This window comes from Enterobacter cloacae complex sp. 385G4 (genome assembly GCF_057320665.1).
On the sequence record NZ_JBXWDD010000001.1, the window covers coordinates 1577686 to 1599348 of the forward strand.

Below are 21663 nucleotides of genomic sequence, written 5' to 3' on the forward strand. Positions count from 1 at the left end.
TTTTATTATGTATTGTGTTGTGTGTTGTGTTGCAGGCTTCTCTTGCAGGTCTTATGCCACATTGCCGTCTGGTCAAAAGTTCGACGTTAAATATGTTAATAAAACGTTGCGATATTGCCTTAATGGTGAAAGATAGCAGGTCTGCCGAACGAACCGGAAAGAGAAAAAGGGAAAAAGCGAATTAAATGTCGAGGATATGATCGCCGTTGCATAATTGCCCTGAAACAGGGCAACGTCTCTTTTCATGCACAGCATTTGTGCACAGAATCAGGCTCCCTGCCAGCGGGTGAAGAGGTCTTCGGGCAGGTCGATGTCAAACTGATCCAGCACGCGATTGACGGTCTGATTAATCACATCGTCCAGCGACTGTGGCCGGTGATAGAACGCCGGCACCGGCGGCATGATCACCGCGCCCAGCTCGGCGGCCTGGGTCATGAGGCGCAGATGGCCCAGGTGTAGCGGCGTTTCCCGCACGCAGAGCACCAGCGGGCGGCGCTCCTTCAGCACCACGTCCGCCGCGCGCGTCACCAGCGTGTCGGTATAGCTGTTCACAATCCCGGAGAGCGTTTTGATTGAACAGGGCAGGATCACCATACCGGCGGTTTTAAACGAGCCTGAGGAGATGCTGGCGGCGATATCGCGGGCATCGTGAACCACGTCCGCCATCGCCTGGACATCGCGCAGGGAGAGATCCGTTTCAAGGGAGAGGGTTTGCCGCGCCGCCTGGCTCATCACCAGATGCGTTTCCACTTCTGCCACGTTACGCAAAACCTGTAGCAGGCGTACGCCGTAAATCGCGCCGCTGGCACCGCTGATGCCTATTATGAGTCGTTTCATGATTTCGCCCTTGCTGAATTCTGGGCTGACTGTGCAGGATTTTGCGGGGAGTTGCAAGTGAGGGCGAGCGCCCTCACCTGCGGAGAGATTAACCTTCGTTGTGCATCTCTAAGCTTTCGAGATCGTTTTGCAGCTGAACGGCTTTCGCATCGTCGTTGCGCAGCGAATCAAGGTAGTCGAGGTACTGCTGATCAACGTCTTTCGTCACGTAGACGCCATTGAACACGGAGCATTCGAACTGCTGAATCTCCGGATTCTCGGCGCGCACCGCGTCGATGAGATCGTTCAGATCCTGGAAAATCAGGCCGTCGGCACCGATGATCTGGCGAATCTCATCCACTTCACGGCCGTGGGCAATCAGCTCGTTGGCGGTTGGCATATCAATGCCGTATACGTTCGGGAAGCGAATCTCCGGCGCGGCAGACGCCAGGTAGACTTTCTTCGCACCCGCTTCGCGCGCCATCTCGATAATCTGCTCAGAGGTGGTGCCACGAACGATGGAGTCATCCACCAGCAGAACGTTTTTGTCGCGGAATTCCGCGCGGTTGGCGTTCAGCTTGCGGCGCACGGACTTACGGCGCAGGTGCTGGCCCGGCATGATAAACGTGCGGCCAACGTAGCGGTTCTTCACGAAGCCCTGACGGTACGGCTTGTCCAGAATGCGGGCGATCTCCAGGGCGATATCGCAGGAGGTTTCCGGGATAGGAATCACCACGTCGATGTCGAGATCGTCCCACTCGCGGGCAATCTTCTCGCCGAGCTTCGTGCCCATATTGACGCGCGCGCTGTAGACGGAAATCTTGTCGATGAACGAATCCGGACGGGCAAAATAGACGTATTCAAACAGGCACGGGTTGCTGACCGGGTTGTCGGCACACTGCCGGGTGAACAGCTGGCCCTTCTCGGTGATATACACCGCTTCGCCCGGCGCAACGTCGCGCAGGAATTCGAAGCCCAGGGTATCCAGCGCCACGCTCTCAGAGGCAACCATATATTCGGTACGGCCATCGCCGAGGTCGCGCTTGCCCAGCACCAGCGGACGAATGCCGTTTGGATCGCGGAAGGCGACCATGCCGTGACCGATGATCATCGCCACGCAGGCGTACGCACCGCGGATCTGGCGGTTGGTCGCGGCAATGGCAGCGAAGATATTGTCTGCTTCCAGCGGGTAGTGACGGAAGTTATCCAGCTCGCTGGCGAACACATTGAGCAGGATTTCTGAATCAGAGGTGGTATTAATGTGGCGACGTTTCTCTTCGAACAGCTTCTTACGCAGCTCATGAGCGTTGGTCAGGTTGCCGTTATGGGCAAGCGTGATGCCATACGGTGAGTTGACGTAGAAAGGCTGTGCCTCAGAGGCGCTGGAACTGCCAGCAGTAGGATAACGAACGTGACCGATCCCCATATTACCTTGCAGACGCTGCATATGGCGGGCTTCAAACACATCGTTTACCAGGCCATTGGCCTTACGTAAACGGAAGCAGTTGTTTGCATCAATGGTGATGATACCCGCAGCATCCTGCCCACGGTGCTGAAGCACCGTTAACGCGTCATAAATCGACTGGTTTACCGGCATGAAACCGGCGATACCGACAATACCGCACATTCGTCTTTTCCTCGTTAAGCCACATCTCAGGGTTTATGCCCTGGGCAAAAAACTCGACGAGCTTTGCAGATAGTCAAAGAACCATCTGATGATGAAGCTGAACTCTGGAATGAGCTGCGATTTTTGCCAGTCTTCGCTTTTGGAGAACCCGGTGAAGGTATCCAGGAAGAACAGGATCGCGGCCACAATCAGCACGCCTCGTAATGCCCCGAAACAGATCCCGAGTACCCTGTCCGTTCCTGACAGACCGGTTTTCTCGACCAGCTGACCTATCACGTAATTCACGATAGCGCCGACAATCAGCGTCGCGATAAACAGCACCGCGATGGCGATTCCATTTCGGACCAGTTCATCTTCAAAGCCCGTGAACCAGACAGACAGGTAAGTGTAGTAATGACTGGCAACAAAGAAAGCACAACCCCAGGTTACCAGCGATAACGCTTCACGAACAAAGCCACGGATCAGGCTAACCAGACAGGAAAAACCAATCACCGCAATGATGGCGTAATCAATCCAGACCATATGTGTCCCACGATTAAACGCCCTGTCATCCAATTCGGGGCGAATTCTAACAGAAAAAGAAAACGTTTGCGTAGGGATTTCCTTCCCGCGCGTAAATAAAAAAGGCGCTGAAAAAATGTTCAACGCCGTGGCTTATCGCCTCTCTCTAAAGGAGCAGGTCGTACTTAGTTCGCGCTGTAGCTCATCACCACACCACTCAGCCCGGAGATCTGCTTCAGCTCGCCCAACGACCCTTTCAGCTTGTCTTTCGACGCCTCCGGCCCCACGAGGATACGGGTAATTTTACCCTGTACCGGCGTGGAAGGTGAAGTGTAAACGCGATAGCCCGCGCTGCGCAGTTTACCCACAACCTCGTTGACTTTATCGGCGTTTTTCAGCGCACCCAGCTGCACAACGTAGGCTTTGCCGGTCGGCGCTGCGTCTTGCTTCGCAGGTGGTGGAGTTTCAGACGCTGCAGCAAGCTGCTCTGCTGCTTTATCTCGCTGTTGCTGAGGCTTCGGCTGCGGTTTCTCTACCGGCTTCGGTTTTTCAGCAGGCTTAGGCTTCTCTACCGGTACCGGATCGATCTCGATGTTGTTATTCGCCGCCAGACGCGACGGGTCGAGTGACGGTGCAGCGGCATCGCCCGCGCGAACTTCTTCCGCCGCCCCTTCAGGCGGCTGAGCAGGCAGCGCCTGAGTCGCCGCAGGCAGCATATCCGGCTCATCGCGGTCGCCCGGCTTCGGCACCAGCGGAATGGCTGCAAACTCGTCCTGATAATGTTTTTTCTGCCCGTCGAGCAGCCCGGGAAGAATAATCACCCCGAGCGCGACCAGCACAATGGTTCCTGTTAAACGGTTCTGAAACTTACTCGCCACCGGTTCTCCCCGCGTCCATCACTTCCATGACATGTGCCACCGTGTGGAAAGAGCCACACACCAGCACGGTATCTTCTGGTTTTGCATCCGCCATCGCGGCATGCCAGGCCTGCGCCACGCTACTGTAGATTGCACCTTTACCGAGATGTTCCATCAACTGCTCAGCAGTCGCACCGCGCGGCCCCTCCAGAGGAGCACAATACCAGCTATCGACCACACTCTCCATGCAGGCCAGGGTGCCGCCGATATCTTTATCATGAAGCATACCGATAACCGCCAGCACGCGCCCGGTTTTTGGTAACGATTTGAGACGTCCTGCGAGATACGCCGCCGCATGTGGGTTGTGCGCCACATCCAGAATCAGACGCGGTGACTCGCTGACTATCTGGAAACGCCCCGGCAGCAGCGCATTCTGAATGCCGTCACGGATCGCCTGCTCACTTACAGCTAATCCGCTGGCGCGCAGTGCCGCCAGCGCGGTTGCCGCGTTCGGCTGTGGCACCTGCGGCAGCGGCAGATTCTCCAGCACGCCCTGCGCATCGCTAAAGCGCCAGCCGTTGCCCTGCACCGCATACTGCCAGTCAACGCCTCGGCGCAACAGATGTGCGCCCTTCTCTTTCGCCACGTCGGCAATGGTATGCGGCATGTCCGGCTCGCCCACCACGGCGGGCTTATTCGCCCGGAAAATACCGGCCTTCTCGCGGCCAATGCTTTCACGGTCCGGGCCCAGCCAGTCGGTATGATCCAGCGCGATGCTGGTGACCACCGCCACGTCCGCATCCACCATATTGGTGGCATCCAGACGCCCGCCCAGCCCCACTTCCAGGATCACCACGTCCAGCTGCGCCTGTTTGAACAGCCACAGCGCCGACAGGGTGCCGTATTCAAAATAGGTTAATGAGGTTTCCCCGCGCGCCGCTTCGATAGCCGCGAACGACGCCGTATGGGCAGATTCCGCCAGCTCGGTGTTCTGCACCCGCACGCGCTCGGTATAGCGCACCAGATGCGGTGAGCTGTAAACGCCAACCTTGTACCCCGCCGCCATCAGGACTGACTCCAGCGTGCGGCAGGTCGTCCCTTTACCGTTAGTACCTGCAACGGTGAACACGAACGGAGCCGGTTTCAGCACGTCGAGACGCGCGGCAACCTGGCTTACGCGCTCAAGGCCCATATCGATGGTTTTACTGTGCAGGTTTTCCAGATAAGAAAGCCACGCGGCCAGGGGCGACGTGGCTTGGGGAATGCTTTTATTTTCCATAATGCCCGGTTGTCATTAACAGGTTATAAAGCAAAAGGGCAGCGCCATCTGGCCCTGCCCTTTTCAGTTATCAGGCCTCGGGTTCCTGATCCGGTACCACCACGCCTTCGCGCGGCTCATCCGGGTTAGGCGCTGGCAGATTCATCAGCTTCGCCAGAATGCTGGCCAGTTTCAGGCGCATTTCCGGACGGCGGACGATCATATCGATAGCGCCTTTCTCAATGAGGAACTCACTGCGCTGGAAGCCCGGCGGCAGTTTTTCACGAACGGTCTGCTCGATGACGCGAGGACCGGCAAAGCCGATCAGCGCTTTTGGCTCAGCGATGTTCAGGTCACCCAGCATCGCGAAGCTTGCGGAGACGCCACCCATGGTTGGGTCGGTCAGTACCGAGATGTACGGCAGACCGCGCTCCTGCATTTTCGCCAGCGCTGCAGAGGTTTTCGCCATCTGCATCAGGGACATCAGCGCTTCCTGCATACGTGCACCACCGGAGGCGGAGAAGCAGATCAGCGGACAGTTGTCTTCCAGCGCCTGCTCAACGGCACGCACGAAACGCGCGCCGACCACGGAGCCCATTGAGCCGCCCATAAAGGAGAACTCAAACGCAGCGGCAACCACCGGCATCTCGTGCAGGGTGCCTTTCATGACGATCAGCGCGTCTTTCTCGCCGGTCTCTTTCTGTGCAGAGGCCAGACGATCTTTGTATTTTTTGGAGTCGCGGAACTTGAGCACATCTTTTGGCTCCAGTTCGCTGCCCAGTTCTACCAGAGAACCTTCGTCCAGCAGGCTATGCAGGCGGTTGCGCGCCGACATACGCATGTGGTGGTCACACTTCGGACACACCTCAAGATTGCGTTCCAGCTCTGCACGATACAGAACCTGGCCGCAGCTATCACACTTCGTCCATACCCCTTCAGGAATGCTCGCTTTGCGCGTCGGGGTAATGTTGCTTTTAATTCGTTCAATCCAGCTCATTGATAACCTTTCTGCCTGAACCTGGTCGTATGCCAGTTTTGCTATAAGAGGCGAATAATGCCATTTTTGCCTCCAACAGACCATGAATGTTGCACATTAAAACATAACAGCCCGAAACTTTGGATAAAAAAGTGGTCGAACCGCCAGCGTGCATTTACTTCGCTTGCTTTGCTGCCGCGCGTTTGTGACGAATAATTTCAATCACGCCAGGCAGTACGGAAAGCACAATAATCGCTACAATCAGTAACTTAAGGTTTTCCTGAACCACCGGCAAGTCGCCAAACAGGTAGCCTGCATAGGTAAAGAGCAACACCCAAAGCAGTGCGCCCACCACGTTATACATTGCAAAATGACGATAGGACATATGGCCCATTCCCGCCACAAACGGCGCAAATGTGCGCACAATAGGCACAAAACGCGCAAGGATAATGGTTTTTCCACCATGACGTTCATAGAAGGCATGGGTCTTGTCTAAATAGCTGCGGCGGAAAATTTTCGAGTCCGGATTACTGAACAACCGCTCACCGAACACCCGGCCAATCGTATAGTTGACCGCATCCCCGACAATCGCGGCAATCACCATCAACACCACCATCAGATGCACGTTCAAATCATTGGTGGGCAGCGCCGACAACGCACCGGCCACAAACAGCAGCGAGTCTCCCGGCAGGAACGGGGTAACGACCAGACCGGTTTCACAGAACAGAATCAGGAACAGAATGGCGTAAACCCAGACGCCGTACTGTGCGACCAGCTCCGCCAGGTGAACATCAATATGCAGAATGAAATCAATCAGAAAACGTATTACGTCCATATTGTCTAAGCCTTAATTGCACCTTTGTTTAGTCCGCTAAAAACAGCGGGCCCATTGGCGGTTTTGGCAGGTCAAACCGATCCGGATAGTCTACCGAGACCAGATAAAGCCCTTCCGCTTTCGCCGTTGCTGCCGCAAGCGTTCTGTCCTTCGCTGCCAGCAGTTCTGCAATCCAGCTCTCCGGCTGGTGTCCGGCGCCCACTTCCATCAGGCTGCCCACAATATTCCGCACCATATGATGTACAAAGGCATTGGCTTTGATATCCACCACCACATACGCGCCAAAACGACTGACGTTAATGTGCATGACGTTACGCCACGGCGTACGGGACTGACACTGCACCGCACGAAACGACGTAAAGTCATTTTCACCAATCAGACACTGCGCCGCGCGATGCATGCGTTCTGCATCGAGCGGTTCATAAAAATGCGTCACGCCCTGGCTTAACACCGCCGGACGCAGACGCTGGTTGTAGATGACATAGCGATAGCGACGCGCCGTTGCGCTGAAGCGCGCGTGAAAATCATCCGGCACAGATTTCACCCAACGCACCGCGATGTCACCAGGTAAATTCGCATTTACACCCAGCGTCCAGGCGGCATCCTTACGCACGGCGGTGGTTTCAAAGTGAACCACCTGCCCCGTGCCATGAACACCCGCGTCCGTACGCCCCGCGCACAGGACGTTAATCGGCTCGTTTGCTACCTGAGAGAGCGCTTTCTCCAGCTTTTCCTGAACGCTGCGCACCTCATTCTGACGCTGCCAGCCATAATATTTACTGCCATCGTACTCAATACCGAGGGCAATTTTATGAACCGGCTTTTGATCCACTTCGGACATCAGTACAGATACTCCTGCACCAGCTTCTCGGCGATCTTGACCGCCATCAGCGCGCCGCCAAAGCGAACGTTATCGGCAACGGACCAGAACTGAACCTGCTCCGGCATACCGTAGTCGTTACGCACACAGCCAACGGAAAGATGCGCGCTGCCGGTGGCGTCGCCCACCTGGGTCGGGAACTCGCTCTCTTCGGAAAGGACGATATCTTCACCGCGGCCAAACGCGTCGCTCGCTTCCTCTGCCGCCAGCGGGCGCAGGGCTTCAAAACCGACCATCTGCGCGTGGCCGTAGAATACCGGGGACTGTACGACGCTGGCGGAAATCATCAGCCCCTCGTCCTGCAGAATCTTGCGCGCTTCGTCGACGAGACGACGCTCTTCGCGCACGGAACCTTCACGATCCGGCAGCAGCGGCAGCATGTTGAACGCCAGCTGGCGGCCAAAGAAATCATCTTCGTCGATCGGGATGCCGTTCAGCAGCTTCGCACTCTGCCCGGCCAGCGCGTCAACGGCCTTTTTACCGTTCGCCGACGCGGACAGCAGGCTGGTGACGGTAATGCGCGACAGGCCGCCGTCGTCAATCAGCGGTTTCAGGGCAGTCAGCAGCTGGCTGGTCAGGCTGTTCGGTACCGCGATAACGTTACGGTTGCGGTAGTCAGCCAGCACAAACGGATTGACGTCCGGGACCACCAGCGGCACGTCCGGCTCCAGGGAGAACAGACCGCTCAGGTCGATCACCAGGCAGCCCGAATTGGTCGCCTCTTCAATGTAAGACGCCGTGGCTTCAGCACCTGCGGCAAAAAACGCCAGCTGCGCCTGGGTCCAGTCAAACGTGGCCGCATCCTGAACCATCACGGATTTACCGCCAAAACGCAGATGTTCGCCAGCGCTGTCGGTGCGCGCCAGCGCATAGATATCTCCCACCGGGAACTGACGCTCGGCAAGAGTTTCGAGCAGGGCTTCGCCCACGGCACCCGTGGCACCTAAAATGGCAATGTTCCAGCCTTCAGACATGGTGGTTTACTCCAGAAATAAAAAAGCGTCCCTGTCGGCGTATCCGACAGGGAGCATTAAGAAGACATTAATGCGCCGGGTGATGAACGGCGTTAAAACCCAGTTTCTTGAGCAACGTCGCAGCCGCTGCGTCGTCGCACATCACATACAGGGAAGACCACTCGCGGCGCTCAACGTAGTTCTTGCGCAGCTTATCAAATTCACCCGGGATCCCCGCCACCTTACGCAGCAGCGCATCGTCGCGGCGCACATCATACACCAAATGCACCAGCCTTTTCAGCGTTGCCTGATCGAGCGGGCCATGCAGGGTAATGCGGCCAAATTCAGGCGCGGGGAGTAAAGTATCAAGCGCCACCTGCTGCGGATGGCCGATAAAGGCGCTGTAGGCTTCAAATACCTGCGTCGTGCCGCGCGCTTTGCCTTCAAGCGTATAGCCCGCGATATGCGCGGTGGCAACGTCAACCTTGTTCAGCAACTCAACGTTGAGATCCGGCTCCGGCTCCCAGACGTCCAGCACCACGCTGAGATCGTGTCCTTCATTCAGACATTTCAGCAGCGCGGCATTATCCACCACCGGGCCACGACAGGCATTTATCAGAATAGTGCCAGCCTTCAGACGGCGAATCAGCGCCTCGTCCGCCAGATGCAGGGACTTATACGGCCCCTCTTTAAACAGCGGCGTGTGGAACGTCAGCACATCGCACTGTTCAACCAGCTCATCCAGCGCGCGGAAATCCTCGTCGTCACCGTTGTCTTTACGCGGCGGATCGCACAGCAGCGTGCGGATACCTAACGCTTCAAGGCGCTTTTGCAGACGCCCGCCGACGTTACCCACGCCGACAATCCCCACGGTGCGGTCTTTCAGCGCAAAACCATCGCGCTCGGCCAGCATCAGCAGCGAGGAGAAAACGTATTCCACGACGGCAATGGCGTTACAGCCCGGCGCGGCGGAAAAACCGATTCCGGCCTGCTTCAGCCACTGATCATCCACATGATCGGTCCCTGCCGTTGCGGTTCCGACAAACTTAATCGCTTTACCGGCAAGCAACGCCTCATTTACATTGGTCACCGAGCGCACCATCAGCGCGTCTGCGTCATCCAGTTCGTTAACCGGGATCGGGCGACCAGGGACAGCCTTAACGTCGCCGAGGCGGCTAAACAGCTCGCGGGCGTAAGGCATATTTTCATCAACGAGGATTTTCACGTCTGAGTACCTGTTTGAGAGGAAGAAAACCTGCCAAGTGTGCCATAATCTGGCCGCCAGGCATATACGTATGCCGGGTTTACGCTGAGTTTTGACTTTAAGGATTTTTGACGATGCAGCCCATTTCAGGTACGCCGCCACGCCCTCCGGGTGAAGGCCCTGTCACGCCAAACGTTGCCGGTGAACAGCCACTATCCACGCAACAGCGCACCGTGCTGGAGCGACTGATCACGCGCCTGATAGCGCTGACTTCGCAGCAAAACGCGGAAGTCTGGGCCGGGGTAAAGCATGATTTAGGCGTGAGGAACGACGCACCGCTGCAGTCGCGCCATTTCCCTGCCGCCGAGCAAAATCTCAACCAGCGTATTACGACCGCGCAGCAGAACCACACCACGCGTCAGATTGTCACGCAGTTGACTGAGCTGCTGGGCCAGGGAAATAACCGTCAGGCTGTCAGTGACTTTATCCGTCAGCAGTATGGCCAGACCGCCCTGAGCCAGCTGACGCCAGACCAGCTTAAAACCGTGCTGACGCTGTTGCAGAACAATCAGTTGTCTATTCCGCAGCCTCAGGTGCGCCCCTCAACCGAGCGCCCGCTGCAGCCTGCCGAGCACAACACGCTGAACCAGATGGTGACCAAACTGGCCGCCGCCACCGGCGAGTCGACGAAGCTTATCTGGCAATCCATGCTGGAACTGTCCGGCGTGAAGGCGGGCGAGCTGATTCCGGCCAAACAGTTTACCCATCTGGTGACCTGGCTCCAGGCGCGCCAGACGCTCAGCACCCAGAGCGCCCCTACCCTGCATACCGTTCAGGCGGCGCTTAAACAGCCGCTGGAACCGCACGAGTTCGAGGTGATTCGGGATTACGCCCAGCAGAACTGGCAGGCCACGCCGCAAACGGTACTGACCACCGCGCAGGTGCAGGATGTGCTGAATCAGATCTTTGTTCGCCGCGCCGAGCGGGAAGGCGGCGTGCCGGAGGTAAGAAACGTTCAGCCGATCTACAGCCCGCTGTTTGCGCCCGTTGTGGAGACCTTCAGAACGCTCTCTGCCCGCCCGGGATTAATGTTGATTGCATTATTGATTGCGCTGGCGATTTTCTGGCTGGTTGCCTGAGGATTTGCCCGGTGGCGCTACGCTTACCGGGCCTACAACGGCTCGAACCGTAGGCCGGGTAAGGCGCATCCGCCACCCGGCGACAACAGTTAATTTCTGCGAAACGCCACCAGCGTCACCACGATCCCCACCACCGCAGAAACCGCGCCGGCCAGGAAGACGGACGGGTAGCCAAACGAGGTGGCTAACAGACCCGCCAGCGGCCCGGTTACGCCGTATGAGATATCCTGAAACGCCGCATAGCCGCCCAGCGCCGTACCGCGGACCTGCGGCGCCACGCGCTTCACCACCTCAACGCCCAGCGCCGGGAAGATCAGCGAGCAGCCGCAGCCGGTTAACGCCGCACCAAGCAGCGCAACGGAGGCGACCGGCGCCTGCCAGAGCAACACCAGCCCAACGGTTTCAATCACCAGCGACGCCACCGCCACCTTCACGCCGCCAAAGCGATCCGGCATCCAGCCGAACAGGACACGCATCACGACAAACGCGCCGCCAAAGGCCGTCAGCGTAAAGCCCGCCATTGCCCAGCCGCGGCTCATGAAATAGAGGGAGACGAAGGTACCAATCACCGCGAAGCCTACTCCCTGAAGCGCCAGCCCCAGCCCTGGCTGCCAGATTTGCCCCACCACACTCCACAGCGAAGGACGTTCGCCTTTATGGGCGGGCACCTTGCGTACCGAACCGTTAAAAGCCCACGCCAGCAGCGGTAATACCATGGTGGTTGCTGCCAGTACCGCAAAACCAAACTGGCTGTGGATCAGCAAACCCAGCGGCGCGCCTGCAGCCAGTGCGCCATAAATCGCCATCCCGTTCCATGACATCACTTTGCCGGAGCGCGCAGGCCCCACCAGCCCCATCCCCCAGGTCAGGGTGCCGGTCAGCAGCTGGCTTTCACCGAAGCCAAGGATTAAACGGCCCACCACCAGCAGCGCAAATTTATACGCGGCGTCGACCGGCAGGAGAGCGGCCAGCAGCCACGCGCCCCCCGCCAGACCGCAGGCAAACATGCCCTGCAGCGCCGAGCGTTTTGCACCGTGCTGATCGGCCAGCCGTCCTGCGTAGCCGCGGGTTAATACCGTGGCTAAAAACTGAATGCCCACAGCAATGCCGACCATGGTGTTGCCATAGCCGAGTTCGTGATGAACGAACAGCGGGATCACCGGCAGCGGCAGGCCAACGGTCATGTAGGTCAGGAATACCGCAAAGGCGATGCGGAAAAGAGAAAGGTTCCCGGAAGGAGTGCCCTTCTCGGGGGTAACAGCCTTCATGCATAACTCCGTGTTCAGGCATAAAAAAAGGGAGCCTTTCGGCTCCCTTCTATTATACATTCAAACGCTTATGCTTTCAGCTTGCGCATAACCAGCGTGGCGTTGGTGCCGCCGAAGCCGAAGCTGTTGGACATGACGGTGGTCAGCGTCGCTTCCGTTGGTTTGGTCACGATGTTCAGGCCAGCCGCCTGCTCGTCCATCTCGTCGATGTTGATGCTTGGGGCGATAAAGCCGTTTTCCAGCATCAGCAGAGAGTAGATCGCTTCCTGCACGCCCGCCGCACCCAGAGAGTGACCGGTCATGGCTTTGGTGGCAGAGATAGCCGGGCTGTTGTCGCCGAACACTTCGCGGATCGCACCCAGCTCTTTCACGTCACCTACCGGAGTAGAGGTACCGTGGGAGTTCAGGTAGTCGATTGGGGTATCAACACCGTGCATCGCCATCTTCATGCAGCGCACCGCGCCTTCGCCGGACGGAGCAACCATGTCGGCGCCGTCGGACGTTGCGCCGTAGCCCACGATCTCAGCGTAGATGTGCGCGCCGCGCGCCAGCGCGTGCTCCAGCTCTTCAACCACAACCATACCGCCGCCGCCCGCGATGACGAAACCGTCACGGTGCGCATCGTAGGTACGGGAGGCTTTGTCTGGGGTTTCGTTGTACTTGGTGGACAGTGCGCCCATCGCGTCGAACTCACAGGCCATTTCCCAGCCCAGCTCTTCGCCGCCGCCAGCAAATACGATGTCCTGTTTGCCCAGCTGGATCTGCTCAACCGCGTTGCCGATACAGTGTGCGGAAGTCGCACACGCGGAGCTGATGGAGTAGTTCACACCGTGAATTTTGAACGGGGTCGCCAGGCACGCGGAAACCGCAGAACCCATAGCTTTCGTGACCACGTACGGACCTACCGCTTTCAGACCACGCGGGCTGCGCATGGCGTCAGCACCGAATACCTGCGCTTTAGAGGAACCGCCGGAACCGGCAATCAGGCCCACTCGCGGGTTGTTCTGATAAACCTCTTCGCTCAGGCCGGAATCTTTGATCGCTTCCTGCATGGAGAGATAAGCATAAATAGAGGCATCGTTCATGAAACGAACCACTTTGCGGTCAATCAAACCGGTGGTGTCCAGTTTGACGTTACCCCATACGTGGCTACGCATACCTGAATCTTTAAACTCTTCAGAGAAAGTGATCCCGGAGCGTCCTTCACGCAGAGATGCCAGGACTTCCTGCTGGTTATTACCGATGCTGGAAACAATGCCCAGGCCAGTAATCACTGCACGTTTCATTCAATACCTCTGTAAGTCGCACTATAAAAAGTTTCGAGTCGCACAATAGCGTACACTTGTACGCCGAACAAGTCCGATCAGACATTTTCTGCGGAAATTTGCACCGATGGACTCACATCGTTAAGATCGTGCCACTGCCTGTCAGACGAGTAACTTACGTGAAACAAAACGCTATACAACCCGCCAACCTCGAATTCAACGCTGAGGGTACACCTGTTTCCCGAGATTTTGATGACGTCTACTTTTCTAATGATAACGGACTCGAAGAAACCCGCTATGTTTTCCTCGAGGGAAACCAGCTCAGCGCCCGCTTCCCTGCGCACCCGCGCAGTCTGTTCGTTGTTGCGGAAAGCGGATTCGGCACCGGGCTCAATTTTTTAACCCTCTGGCAGGCGTTTGACCAGTTTCACGCTGCGCACCCTGAGGCTACGCTACAAAGATTACATTTCATCAGTTTTGAAAAATTTCCGCTTACCGCGCACGATCTGCGGCTCGCCCACCAGCGCTGGCCGGAGCTTGCAGCCTGGGCGGAGCAGCTTCAGGCGCAGTGGCCGCCGCATATCGGCGGCTGCCACCGTCTGATTCTGGACGGCGGACGGGTGACGCTGGATTTATGGCTGGGCGACATTAACGACCTGACCGATACGCTCGACGACGCGATGAACCAGACGGTGGACGCGTGGTTCCTTGACGGCTTTGCGCCCGCCAAGAACCCGGACATGTGGAGCCAGCATCTGTTTAGCGCGATGGCCCGGCTGGCGCGTCCCGGCGCAACGCTCGCCACCTTTACCTCGGCCGGCTTTGTTCGCCGCGGCCTGCAGGACGCGGGCTTTACCATGCAGAAGACCAAAGGCTTTGGCCGCAAGCGCGACATGCTGGTCGGCACGATGGAACGGACGCTGGACATTCCCGCTTGGGCTCCCTGGTTTGCGCGCAGCGCCAGCGCATCGCGCGAAGTGGCGATCGTTGGCGGAGGGATCGCCAGCGCCCTGCTCTCTCTCGCGCTGCTGCACCGGGGCTGGCAGGTGACACTCTACTGCGCTGACGAGGCACCAGCCAACGGCGCGTCCGGCAACCGCCAGGGCGCGCTTTACCCGCTTTTAAGCTCGCACGATCCGGCCCTGTTCCAGTTTTTCCCGGCAGCGTTTACCTTCGCTCGCCGCCTGTATGATTCCATTCCGGTGGCATTCGACCATGACTGGTGCGGCGTGACGCAGCTCGGATGGGATGAAAAGAGCCAGCAAAAAATCGCCCAGATGCTGTCGCTGGGTCTGCCGGAGGAGATTGCCCGCGCGGTCAGTGCGCAAGAGGTGGCAGACACCGCGGGTGTGGAAACCGACTGTGGCGGCATTCATTATCCGCTCGGCGGCTGGCTGTGCCCGGCTGAACTGACCGCGGCGGCGATTAGCCTGGCGCAGTCACGCGGGCTGAGGGTGCATTATGCTCATAAGGTTGAATCGCTTAGCCGGTCAGAACGGTGGACTCTGCATTTTGCTGATGGCAAAGCGGCACACCATGCCAGCGTTGTGCTGGCAAACGGACATAACATCAGCCAGTTTATCCAGACCGAGACGTTGCCGGTTTATCCGGTCGGCGGCCAGGTAAGCCATATCCCGACCGCGCCCGAACTGAGCAAGCTGCGCCAGGTGCTGTGCTATGACGGCTATCTGACGCCACAAAATCCGTCTAACGGACATCACTGCATCGGCGCCAGCTACCATCGTGGCGAAGCGGATATGCGCTACAGCGAAGCGGATCAGCAGCAAAACCGCCAGCGCCTGATTGACTGCTTCCCGGACGCGGCGTGGGCGAAAGAGGTTGACGTGAGCGAGGGCGAAGCGCGCTGCGGCGTGCGCTGCGCGACCCGCGATCACCTGCCGATGGCGGGAAACGTGCCGGACTATGAAGCCACGCTTGAACTCTATCAGGATCTGGCAGAAAACAAGGAAACGGCGGTAAGTGCCCCGGTTTATCCGGAACTGTTCATGCTGGGCGGATTAGGATCGCGAGGATTGTGCTCCGCGCCGCTGCTGGCTGAAACGTTAGCCTCGCAAATGAGTAATGAGCCTGTTCCGCTGGACAGAACCACGCTTGCGGGGCTGAACCCGAATCGACTGTGGGTACGGAAACTGCTGAAGGGGAAAATGGTTAAGTAGGGTGCGGTCGAATCCCCTCTCCCCAAAGGGGAGAGGGAAGAGAGGGCAGCGGCTTAGCGTTTAGCCTGCTGGAATAAATTGTCCCACATCCCCAGCACCAGAGACTGGTCGCGCGGAGAGAGCTCCCCGGCCAGAATGGCTTTTTCCAGGCTGCGCGTGACTTCAGCGTGAACGGCGTCGGCAGAGTGATCGTCACCTGCTTCCAGCTCGGCTACCGCCAGCGTCAGGTGACCACGCAGATAACCGCTGGCGAACAGCTCATCATCACTGGCGTGTTCCACCATGTCATCAATTAACGCCAGAATGCGTGATTCAAATTCTGCGATCATCTTCTTTCCTCTGTTAAAGATCTTCCGGCCAAGGGAAGCATTCCGCCGTGATCTCCGGCGTGTGGTAATAATTCTGTAAAGCCTCGATCAGGCGCGCCGGACGTTCCGGGATGCCTTTCTCAAGATACTCCATCACCTGCGCATGCACGCGGCGCTGGAAGACGATACGGTCTGGCTCAAAGTCACCTTCTAGGTTGTCACAGCTCACGTTGAACGGGAAACCCGCCGCCACGCAGAACAGCCATTCCAGCGCCTGCGGCTTCACTTCCACGTCTTCAAACTGGCCCTGGGTTGCGGCGTCGCGCCCGTCCGGACAGTACCAGTAACCGAAGTCCACCAGCTCGCGACGCGCTTTCCCCGCGATGCACCAGTGCGAAATTTCGTGCAAACCGCTGGCGTAAAAGCCGTGGGCAAAGACGATGCGGTTGTACGGAACCTCTGCATCAGCAGGAAGATAGATCGGTTCGTCGTCGCCTTTAATCAGACGGGTATTAAAATCATCAGCAAAACAGCTATCGAAGATCTCTATCAACTGTTCGTATTTATGCGTACTGTTCATTAGTTCATCCCCAACCAGGTGAGGATCTCCTGTCCATGGCTGTCATAAAGAAGTTTGGCGCTCATCACCGCCGAGACGACAACAATCATCGGGCGGATCAGCTTTTGCCCTTTGCTTAATACCAGACGCGAGCCTGCGCGCGCGCCCAAAAACTGCCCTGCCATCATCACAAACCCGGTTGCCCAGATAACCTTGCCGCCAATGATAAACAGCAGCAGGCCGCCGACGTTCGAGGTCGCATTCAGCACCTTGGCGTGGGCGGTGGATTTGGCGAGGTTAAAGCCGGCCAGCGTCACGAACGCCAGCGCGTAAAACGAGCCTGCCCCCGGGCCAAAGAAGCCGTCGTAAAAGCCGACGCAGCCACCGGCAATCAGCGCAAACGGCAGGCCGTGCAGCCGCCGCGCCCGGTCTTCCTCACCGAGCTTAGGCATCAGCAGGAAATAGAGACCGATGCAGATAACCAGAATCGGCAGGATCTGGCGCAAAATATCCGACTGCACGTGCTGCACCAGCAGCGCGCCCGACGTTGAGCCGATAAAGGTCATCAGGATATTGAGCTTTTGATCGGCGAGATTCACCACCTTGCGGCGGATAAAATAGAGCGACGCCGAAAGCGAGCCGCCGCAGGCCTGCAGCTTATTGGTGGCAAGCGCCTGCGCCGGGCTCATGCCCGCCGCCAGCAGCGCGGGCACGGTTAACAGCCCGCCGCCGCCCGCGAGCGCATCGATAAAACCGGCCAGCATGGCCACAAAGAACAGCACCACCAGCAGCAGCGGTGACACCATAAACAGATCGACGAAATTATCCATTAAAGTACATGCTCATCCAGTAGCGCCTGGCAGGAAGGCGGCAACGGAGGCGGTGTCTTCTTCTCAGGCTTAGAGGTTCCAGGTTTTGCCGGCTCAAACCAGCTTTGCAGTTCGTAACCACAGCCATCGCCTGGCGGCGGTAGCGGCTGATCTTCACATTCCAGGCTGTTCGCCGGGCAGCGCAGACGAACGTGCATATGCGCACGATGCTGGAACCACGGGCGCACTTTGCGCAGCCAGTCGCGATCCGTCCCCGCATCCAGGCAAAGCTGCTGCTTGATCGCCGGGTTGACGAAAATCCGCGTGACGTCGTTATCTTTCGCCGCCAGCTTGATCAGGCTCGAAATATCCCGTGACCACAGTGATGGCACCACGCTTTTGCCGTCGCGCGACACCAGATCCAGCGCCTGCGGCTTCAGCAGCTGCGCAGACGTCCAGCGCGTTTTCGGCAGCTGCAGGAAGATGTCGACATCCAGTCCGGTCTGGTGGCTGGCGTGCCCGCCGTTAAAGCGGCCACCGGCAGGCATCCCCATATCGCCAATCAGCATCGTCCCCAGCCCCAGGTTATGCACCTGGTTCCCCAGTCGCTGAATGAACAGCACCAGATCAGGGTGGCCGAAGTAACGACGCTGGTCGGTACGCATCACCTGATAGGTATCTGATTGCAGCGGCAGCTCCTGCGCACCCACGATACAGCCGTTAGCGAAGGCGCCGATGGACTGCGCGCTTCCCGCCACCGGGTGGGTGATTTTTTGCCACGGCGTGGCGGCCAGACTGGCTCCACTGGCCAGCAGCGCCAGCAGAGCAATTGCGGTTTTTTTCATGTTTACCAGCGTGGAATGGTGGTCGTCACGTCCGCGTTCTGCGCGCGCTGGCGCAGGAAGTGATCCATCAGCACGATCGCCAGCATCGCTTCCGCGATCGGCACCGCGCGGATCCCCACGCACGGATCGTGACGACCTTTGGTGATCATCTCAACTTCTTCGCCTGAGCGGTTAATCGTGTGGCCCGGCACGGTGATGCTTGAGGTCGGCTTCAGCGCGATGTTGGCAATAATCTGCTGTCCACTGCTGATACCGCCGAGAATGCCGCCCGCATGGTTGCTCTGGAAGCCCGCTTTCGTGATTTCGTCGCGGTTCTGGCTGCCGCGAAGTGCCACCACGTCGAAGCCGTCGCCAATCTCGACGCCCTTCACCGCGTTGATGCTCATCAGCGCGTGGGCGATATCGGCGTCGAGACGGTCAAATACCGGCTCGCCCCAGCCAGCCGGGACGCCATCTGCCACCACGGTGACTTTCGCGCCAATGGAGTCGCCCTCTTTTTTCAGGCCGCGCATCAGTTCGTCCAGGGCGTCAAGCTTATCCGCATCAGCGCAGAAGAACGGGTTTTGCTCGACCTGATCCCAGTCCTTGATCGCCAGCGGAATGTCGCCCATCTGGGTCAGACAGCCGCGAATGACGATGCCAAATTTCTGCTGCAAATACTTTTTAGCAATCGCGCCAGCGGCCACGCGCATCGCGGTCTCACGCGCGGAAGAGCGTCCGCCGCCGCGATAGTCGCGAAAACCGTACTTTTGCTCGTAGGTGTAGTCGGCATGGCCCGGGCGGAACACGTCCTTGATAGCACCGTAGTCCTGAGAGCGCTGATCGGTGTTTTCAATCAGCAGACCAATGCTGGTGCCGGTGGTGCGGCCTTCAAAAACGCCGGAGAGAATTTTGACCTGGTCCGGCTCGCGACGCTGCGTGGTGTAGCGAGAGGTGCCCGGACGACGGCGGTCAAGGTCGTGCTGTAAATCTGCTTCGGTCAGTTCGATGCCTGGCGGTACGCCATCAACGATACAGCCCAGCGCCAGCCCGTGCGACTCGCCAAAGGTGGTCACGCGGAATAACTGTCCAATACTGTTTCCTGCCATCACGGCTCCGATGTTGTTGTTTGTGTTTGAGCGTTGTGAAACGGGCCGAAGCCCGCTGGATTAATCTTTATAGATGCTGAAGTGTTCGCGCGCGTCGAGCAGCTGCGCTTTGGTCAGCATAAAGACGCCGTCACCGCCGTTGTCGAACTCAAGCCAGGTGAAAGGCACATCCGGGTACTGCTCTATCAGATGTACCATGCTGTTGCCCACTTCACAAATCAGAACGCCGTCATCGGTCAGGTAATCCGGCGCGCAGGCCAGAATGCGGCGGGTCAGCTTCAGGCCGTCCGAGCCTGACGCCAGGCCCAGCTCCGGCTCGTGACGATATTCGTTCGGCAGATCGGACATGTCTTCTGCATCGACGTACGGCGGGTTAGTGACGATCAGATCGTACTGCAGCGTCGGCAGGTCGCGGAACAGGTCAGAGCGGATTGGCGTGACGTGATGGATCAGGCCGTGCTCTTCAATGTTGTGTTCGGTCACGGCCAGCGCGTCGGTGGAGATATCGACGGCGTCCACTTCCGCTTCCGGGAAAGCGTAGGCGCAGGCAATAGCGATGCAGCCGCTGCCGGTGCACATATCGAGAATGTGCTGCGGCTGATGGTTAATCAGGCCTTCAAAGTGATTATTGATCAGCTCACCAATCGGCGAGCGCGGTACCAGCACGCGTTCATCGACGTAAAACTCGTGGCCGCAGAACCAGGCTTTGTTGGTCAGGTAAGCAACCGGAATGCGCTCGTTTACGCGACGGATCACGCGCTCAACGATGCGATGTTTTTCGCTGGAGGTCAGGCGCGCGGTGCGCATGTCTTCCGGAATATCCAGCGGCAGGTAAAGAGACGGCAGCACCAGCTGAACGGCCTCGTCCCACGGGTTATCGGTACCGTGACCGTACCAGATATTGGCGGCGCTGAAGCGGCTAACCGACCAGCGCAACATGTCCTGTATGGTATGCAGCTCGTTTACTGCTTCATCGACAAATATTTTATCCACTCTTTCCTCCAGGGCATGCTCGCATAATTTTCGGCGGCTAGTTTGCCATGAAGACGGCGATAAATCAGCAATGACGCGTACCGCTTGAGGTTAAAAAATGCGTTTAGTCGGGTACACTATCGGAAATACGAGATGAGAATGACGAATGAAAAAGAAAACATCGCTCAGCGAGGAGGATCAGGCTCTCTTCCGCCAGCTGATGACCGGGACGCGTAAAATCGCGCAGGACACGATTGTCCACCGTCCGCAGCGTAAAAAAATCAGCGAAGTTCCGGTCAAACGGCTGCTCCAGGAGCAGGCGGATAACAGCCACTATTTTTCAGATGAATTTCAGCCGCTGCTCAATACGCAAGGGGCTGTGAAGTACGTGCGCGAAGACGTCAGCCATTTTGAGCTGAAAAAGTTACGACGCGGAGATTATTCGCCGGAGCTGTTTCTCGATCTGCACGGCTTAACCCAGATGCAGGCGAAACAGGAGCTGGGGGCGTTGATTGCCGCCTGTCGCCGCGAACACGTTTTTTGCGCCTGCGTGATGCACGGCCACGGTAAACACATTCTGAAGCAACAGACGCCGCTGTGGCTGGCTCAGCATCCGCACGTGATGGCGTTTCATCAGGCACCGAAAGAGTACGGCGGCGATGCCGCATTGCTGGTGTTGATTGAAGTTGAGGAGTGGCAGCCGCCAGAGTTGCCCTGACAGAAGGGCGGGAAACACGTAGTACCCCGCCCTGTCACACGTCACGTCAGATGGCTTTTGCCATCTTCAGGTTGCACGGGCTCATTTGCCAGTTGAAGACCCCTTTGCCGGTTTCGTCGAGAGTGACGTTGGCAATGGCGGAAGTGGTGAACATTGGCGGCGTTTCGCCCGGGCACAGCTCAGATACCAGATAGCCGACCAGCGGCAGGTGGGAAATGACCAGTGCGGAAGCGACACCTTCATTGCACAGCGCCTGAAGGTAAGCGCTGACAAGACCGACATCGCCGCATGGCGTCAGCTCAGGGAGAACGTCCACGCTGGATGGCAGGTTCATACACTCCCCTACCACGTCCAGCGTCTGTTCTGCACGCAGGAACGGACTCACCAGAACGCGTTCAATGTCCACTTTTTGACCTTTAAGCCACGTCGCCATTTGACGGGATTCGTCACAGCCACAGACGGTTAAAGGACGTACTGAGTCACTGGCGGCATCGAGTGCCGCGTCGCCGTGACGCATGATAAAAACTTGCATATTGCACCGCTTTTGTTAACCAGAATCACCGGCGTTAACTACCCGCGATTAATGCTCTGAGGTAGAAAACCCGATG

Annotated in this window: 22 protein-coding genes; 3 read left to right on the forward strand and 19 right to left on the reverse strand. The window is 57.9% G+C overall.

Going from position 1 to position 21663, the window contains the following annotated elements; all coding sequences use genetic code 11:
- Positions 1 to 267 precede the first annotated feature (267 nt).
- The 10 genes from AC2FAJ_RS07655 to pdxB form a co-directional block, all read right to left on the reverse strand.
- Positions 268 to 837 carry a UbiX family flavin prenyltransferase gene (locus AC2FAJ_RS07655; protein ID WP_028013957.1) on the reverse strand — a complete coding sequence of 190 codons (570 nt, stop codon included), beginning with the start codon at positions 835 to 837 and terminating at the stop codon, positions 268 to 270.
- A gap of 88 nt (positions 838 to 925) precedes the next feature.
- Complete coding sequence (purF, locus tag AC2FAJ_RS07660) at positions 926 to 2443, reverse strand: amidophosphoribosyltransferase (protein ID WP_014884664.1); 1518 nt, start codon at positions 2441 to 2443, stop codon at positions 926 to 928.
- A gap of 33 nt (positions 2444 to 2476) precedes the next feature.
- On the reverse strand, positions 2477 to 2965 hold the full coding sequence (cvpA, locus tag AC2FAJ_RS07665; RefSeq protein WP_000262116.1) for a colicin V production protein: 489 nt from the start codon (positions 2963 to 2965) through the stop codon (positions 2477 to 2479).
- 164 nt (positions 2966 to 3129) lie between these two features.
- The gene (dedD, locus tag AC2FAJ_RS07670) at positions 3130 to 3822 is read right to left on the reverse strand and encodes a cell division protein DedD (RefSeq protein ID WP_045631481.1); all 693 of its coding nucleotides are present in this window, start codon (positions 3820 to 3822) and stop codon (positions 3130 to 3132) included.
- On the reverse strand, positions 3812 to 5080 hold the full coding sequence (folC, locus tag AC2FAJ_RS07675; protein ID WP_041908898.1) for a bifunctional tetrahydrofolate synthase/dihydrofolate synthase: 1269 nt from the start codon (positions 5078 to 5080) through the stop codon (positions 3812 to 3814). The genes dedD and folC overlap by 11 nt, the downstream gene beginning before the upstream one ends.
- A gap of 70 nt (positions 5081 to 5150) precedes the next feature.
- A complete protein-coding gene (gene accD / locus AC2FAJ_RS07680) occupies positions 5151 to 6056 on the reverse strand; it encodes an acetyl-CoA carboxylase, carboxyltransferase subunit beta (RefSeq protein ID WP_003861408.1) in 906 nt (301 codons plus the stop codon).
- Between the two features lie 154 nt (positions 6057 to 6210).
- Entirely contained in the window at positions 6211 to 6870 is a 660-nt protein-coding gene (locus tag AC2FAJ_RS07685) for a DedA family protein (RefSeq protein ID WP_008502599.1), read from the reverse strand.
- 28 nt (positions 6871 to 6898) lie between these two features.
- The gene (gene truA, locus AC2FAJ_RS07690; RefSeq protein ID WP_041908896.1) at positions 6899 to 7711 is read right to left on the reverse strand and encodes a tRNA pseudouridine(38-40) synthase TruA; all 813 of its coding nucleotides are present in this window, start codon (positions 7709 to 7711) and stop codon (positions 6899 to 6901) included.
- Positions 7711 to 8724 carry an aspartate-semialdehyde dehydrogenase gene (locus tag AC2FAJ_RS07695; protein WP_319880250.1) on the reverse strand — a complete coding sequence of 338 codons (1014 nt, stop codon included), beginning with the start codon at positions 8722 to 8724 and terminating at the stop codon, positions 7711 to 7713. Before AC2FAJ_RS07695 ends, truA begins: the two co-directional genes overlap by 1 nt.
- 67 nt (positions 8725 to 8791) lie before the next feature.
- Positions 8792 to 9928 carry a 4-phosphoerythronate dehydrogenase PdxB gene (gene pdxB, locus AC2FAJ_RS07700; RefSeq protein WP_319880248.1) on the reverse strand — a complete coding sequence of 379 codons (1137 nt, stop codon included), beginning with the start codon at positions 9926 to 9928 and terminating at the stop codon, positions 8792 to 8794.
- 113 nt (positions 9929 to 10041) lie between these two features.
- On the opposite strand from pdxB, the gene flk reads away from it, so the two are divergent.
- A complete protein-coding gene (flk, locus tag AC2FAJ_RS07705; RefSeq protein ID WP_028013964.1) occupies positions 10042 to 11046 on the forward strand; it encodes a flagella biosynthesis regulator Flk in 1005 nt (334 codons plus the stop codon).
- An 89-nt stretch (positions 11047 to 11135) separates the two neighbouring features.
- On the opposite strand, the gene AC2FAJ_RS07710 is transcribed toward flk, so the two are convergent.
- Positions 11136 to 12314, reverse strand: a complete 1179-nt coding sequence (locus AC2FAJ_RS07710; RefSeq protein ID WP_153656567.1) for an MFS transporter — start codon at positions 12312 to 12314, stop codon at positions 11136 to 11138.
- Between the two features lie 68 nt (positions 12315 to 12382).
- Complete coding sequence (gene fabB, locus AC2FAJ_RS07715; protein WP_023336433.1) at positions 12383 to 13600, reverse strand: beta-ketoacyl-ACP synthase I; 1218 nt, start codon at positions 13598 to 13600, stop codon at positions 12383 to 12385.
- 158 nt (positions 13601 to 13758) lie between these two features.
- Here fabB and mnmC point away from each other — a divergent pair, with 158 nt between their 5' ends.
- Positions 13759 to 15756: a bifunctional tRNA (5-methylaminomethyl-2-thiouridine)(34)-methyltransferase MnmC2/FAD-dependent 5-carboxymethylaminomethyl-2-thiouridine(34) oxidoreductase MnmC1 gene (gene mnmC, locus AC2FAJ_RS07720; RefSeq protein ID WP_485453972.1), complete on the forward strand. Its 1998-nt coding sequence runs from the start codon at positions 13759 to 13761 to the stop codon at positions 15754 to 15756.
- A gap of 53 nt (positions 15757 to 15809) precedes the next feature.
- On the opposite strand, the gene AC2FAJ_RS07725 is transcribed toward mnmC, so the two are convergent.
- The 6 genes from AC2FAJ_RS07725 to prmB are packed head-to-tail and all read right to left on the reverse strand — an operon-like array spanning position 15810 to position 20358.
- Complete coding sequence (locus AC2FAJ_RS07725; protein WP_028013966.1) at positions 15810 to 16085, reverse strand: YfcL family protein; 276 nt, start codon at positions 16083 to 16085, stop codon at positions 15810 to 15812.
- Positions 16086 to 16098: 13 nt separating this feature from the next.
- Positions 16099 to 16644 carry an elongation factor P hydroxylase gene (locus AC2FAJ_RS07730; RefSeq protein WP_045259677.1) on the reverse strand — a complete coding sequence of 182 codons (546 nt, stop codon included), beginning with the start codon at positions 16642 to 16644 and terminating at the stop codon, positions 16099 to 16101.
- The gene (locus AC2FAJ_RS07735; RefSeq protein ID WP_041908882.1) at positions 16644 to 17453 is read right to left on the reverse strand and encodes a sulfite exporter TauE/SafE family protein; all 810 of its coding nucleotides are present in this window, start codon (positions 17451 to 17453) and stop codon (positions 16644 to 16646) included. Before AC2FAJ_RS07735 ends, AC2FAJ_RS07730 begins: the two co-directional genes overlap by 1 nt.
- Positions 17453 to 18277: a penicillin-insensitive murein endopeptidase gene (gene mepA / locus AC2FAJ_RS07740; protein ID WP_045631488.1), complete on the reverse strand. Its 825-nt coding sequence runs from the start codon at positions 18275 to 18277 to the stop codon at positions 17453 to 17455. Before mepA ends, AC2FAJ_RS07735 begins: the two co-directional genes overlap by 1 nt.
- Positions 18278 to 18279: 2 nt before the next feature.
- Positions 18280 to 19365, reverse strand: a complete 1086-nt coding sequence (gene aroC, locus AC2FAJ_RS07745; RefSeq protein WP_028013970.1) for a chorismate synthase — start codon at positions 19363 to 19365, stop codon at positions 18280 to 18282.
- A 60-nt stretch (positions 19366 to 19425) separates the two neighbouring features.
- Positions 19426 to 20358 carry a 50S ribosomal protein L3 N(5)-glutamine methyltransferase gene (gene prmB / locus AC2FAJ_RS07750; RefSeq protein WP_023312578.1) on the reverse strand — a complete coding sequence of 311 codons (933 nt, stop codon included), beginning with the start codon at positions 20356 to 20358 and terminating at the stop codon, positions 19426 to 19428.
- Between the two features lie 145 nt (positions 20359 to 20503).
- Here prmB and smrB point away from each other — a divergent pair, with 145 nt between their 5' ends.
- Positions 20504 to 21055, forward strand: coding sequence for an endonuclease SmrB (gene smrB / locus AC2FAJ_RS07755; protein WP_008502613.1), 552 nt, complete (start codon positions 20504 to 20506; stop codon positions 21053 to 21055).
- 46 nt (positions 21056 to 21101) lie between these two features.
- Here the strand turns inward: smrB and sixA are convergent, their stop codons facing one another.
- On the reverse strand, positions 21102 to 21587 hold the full coding sequence (sixA, locus tag AC2FAJ_RS07760; RefSeq protein WP_003861375.1) for a phosphohistidine phosphatase SixA: 486 nt from the start codon (positions 21585 to 21587) through the stop codon (positions 21102 to 21104).
- Positions 21588 to 21663: the final 76 nt, after the last annotated feature.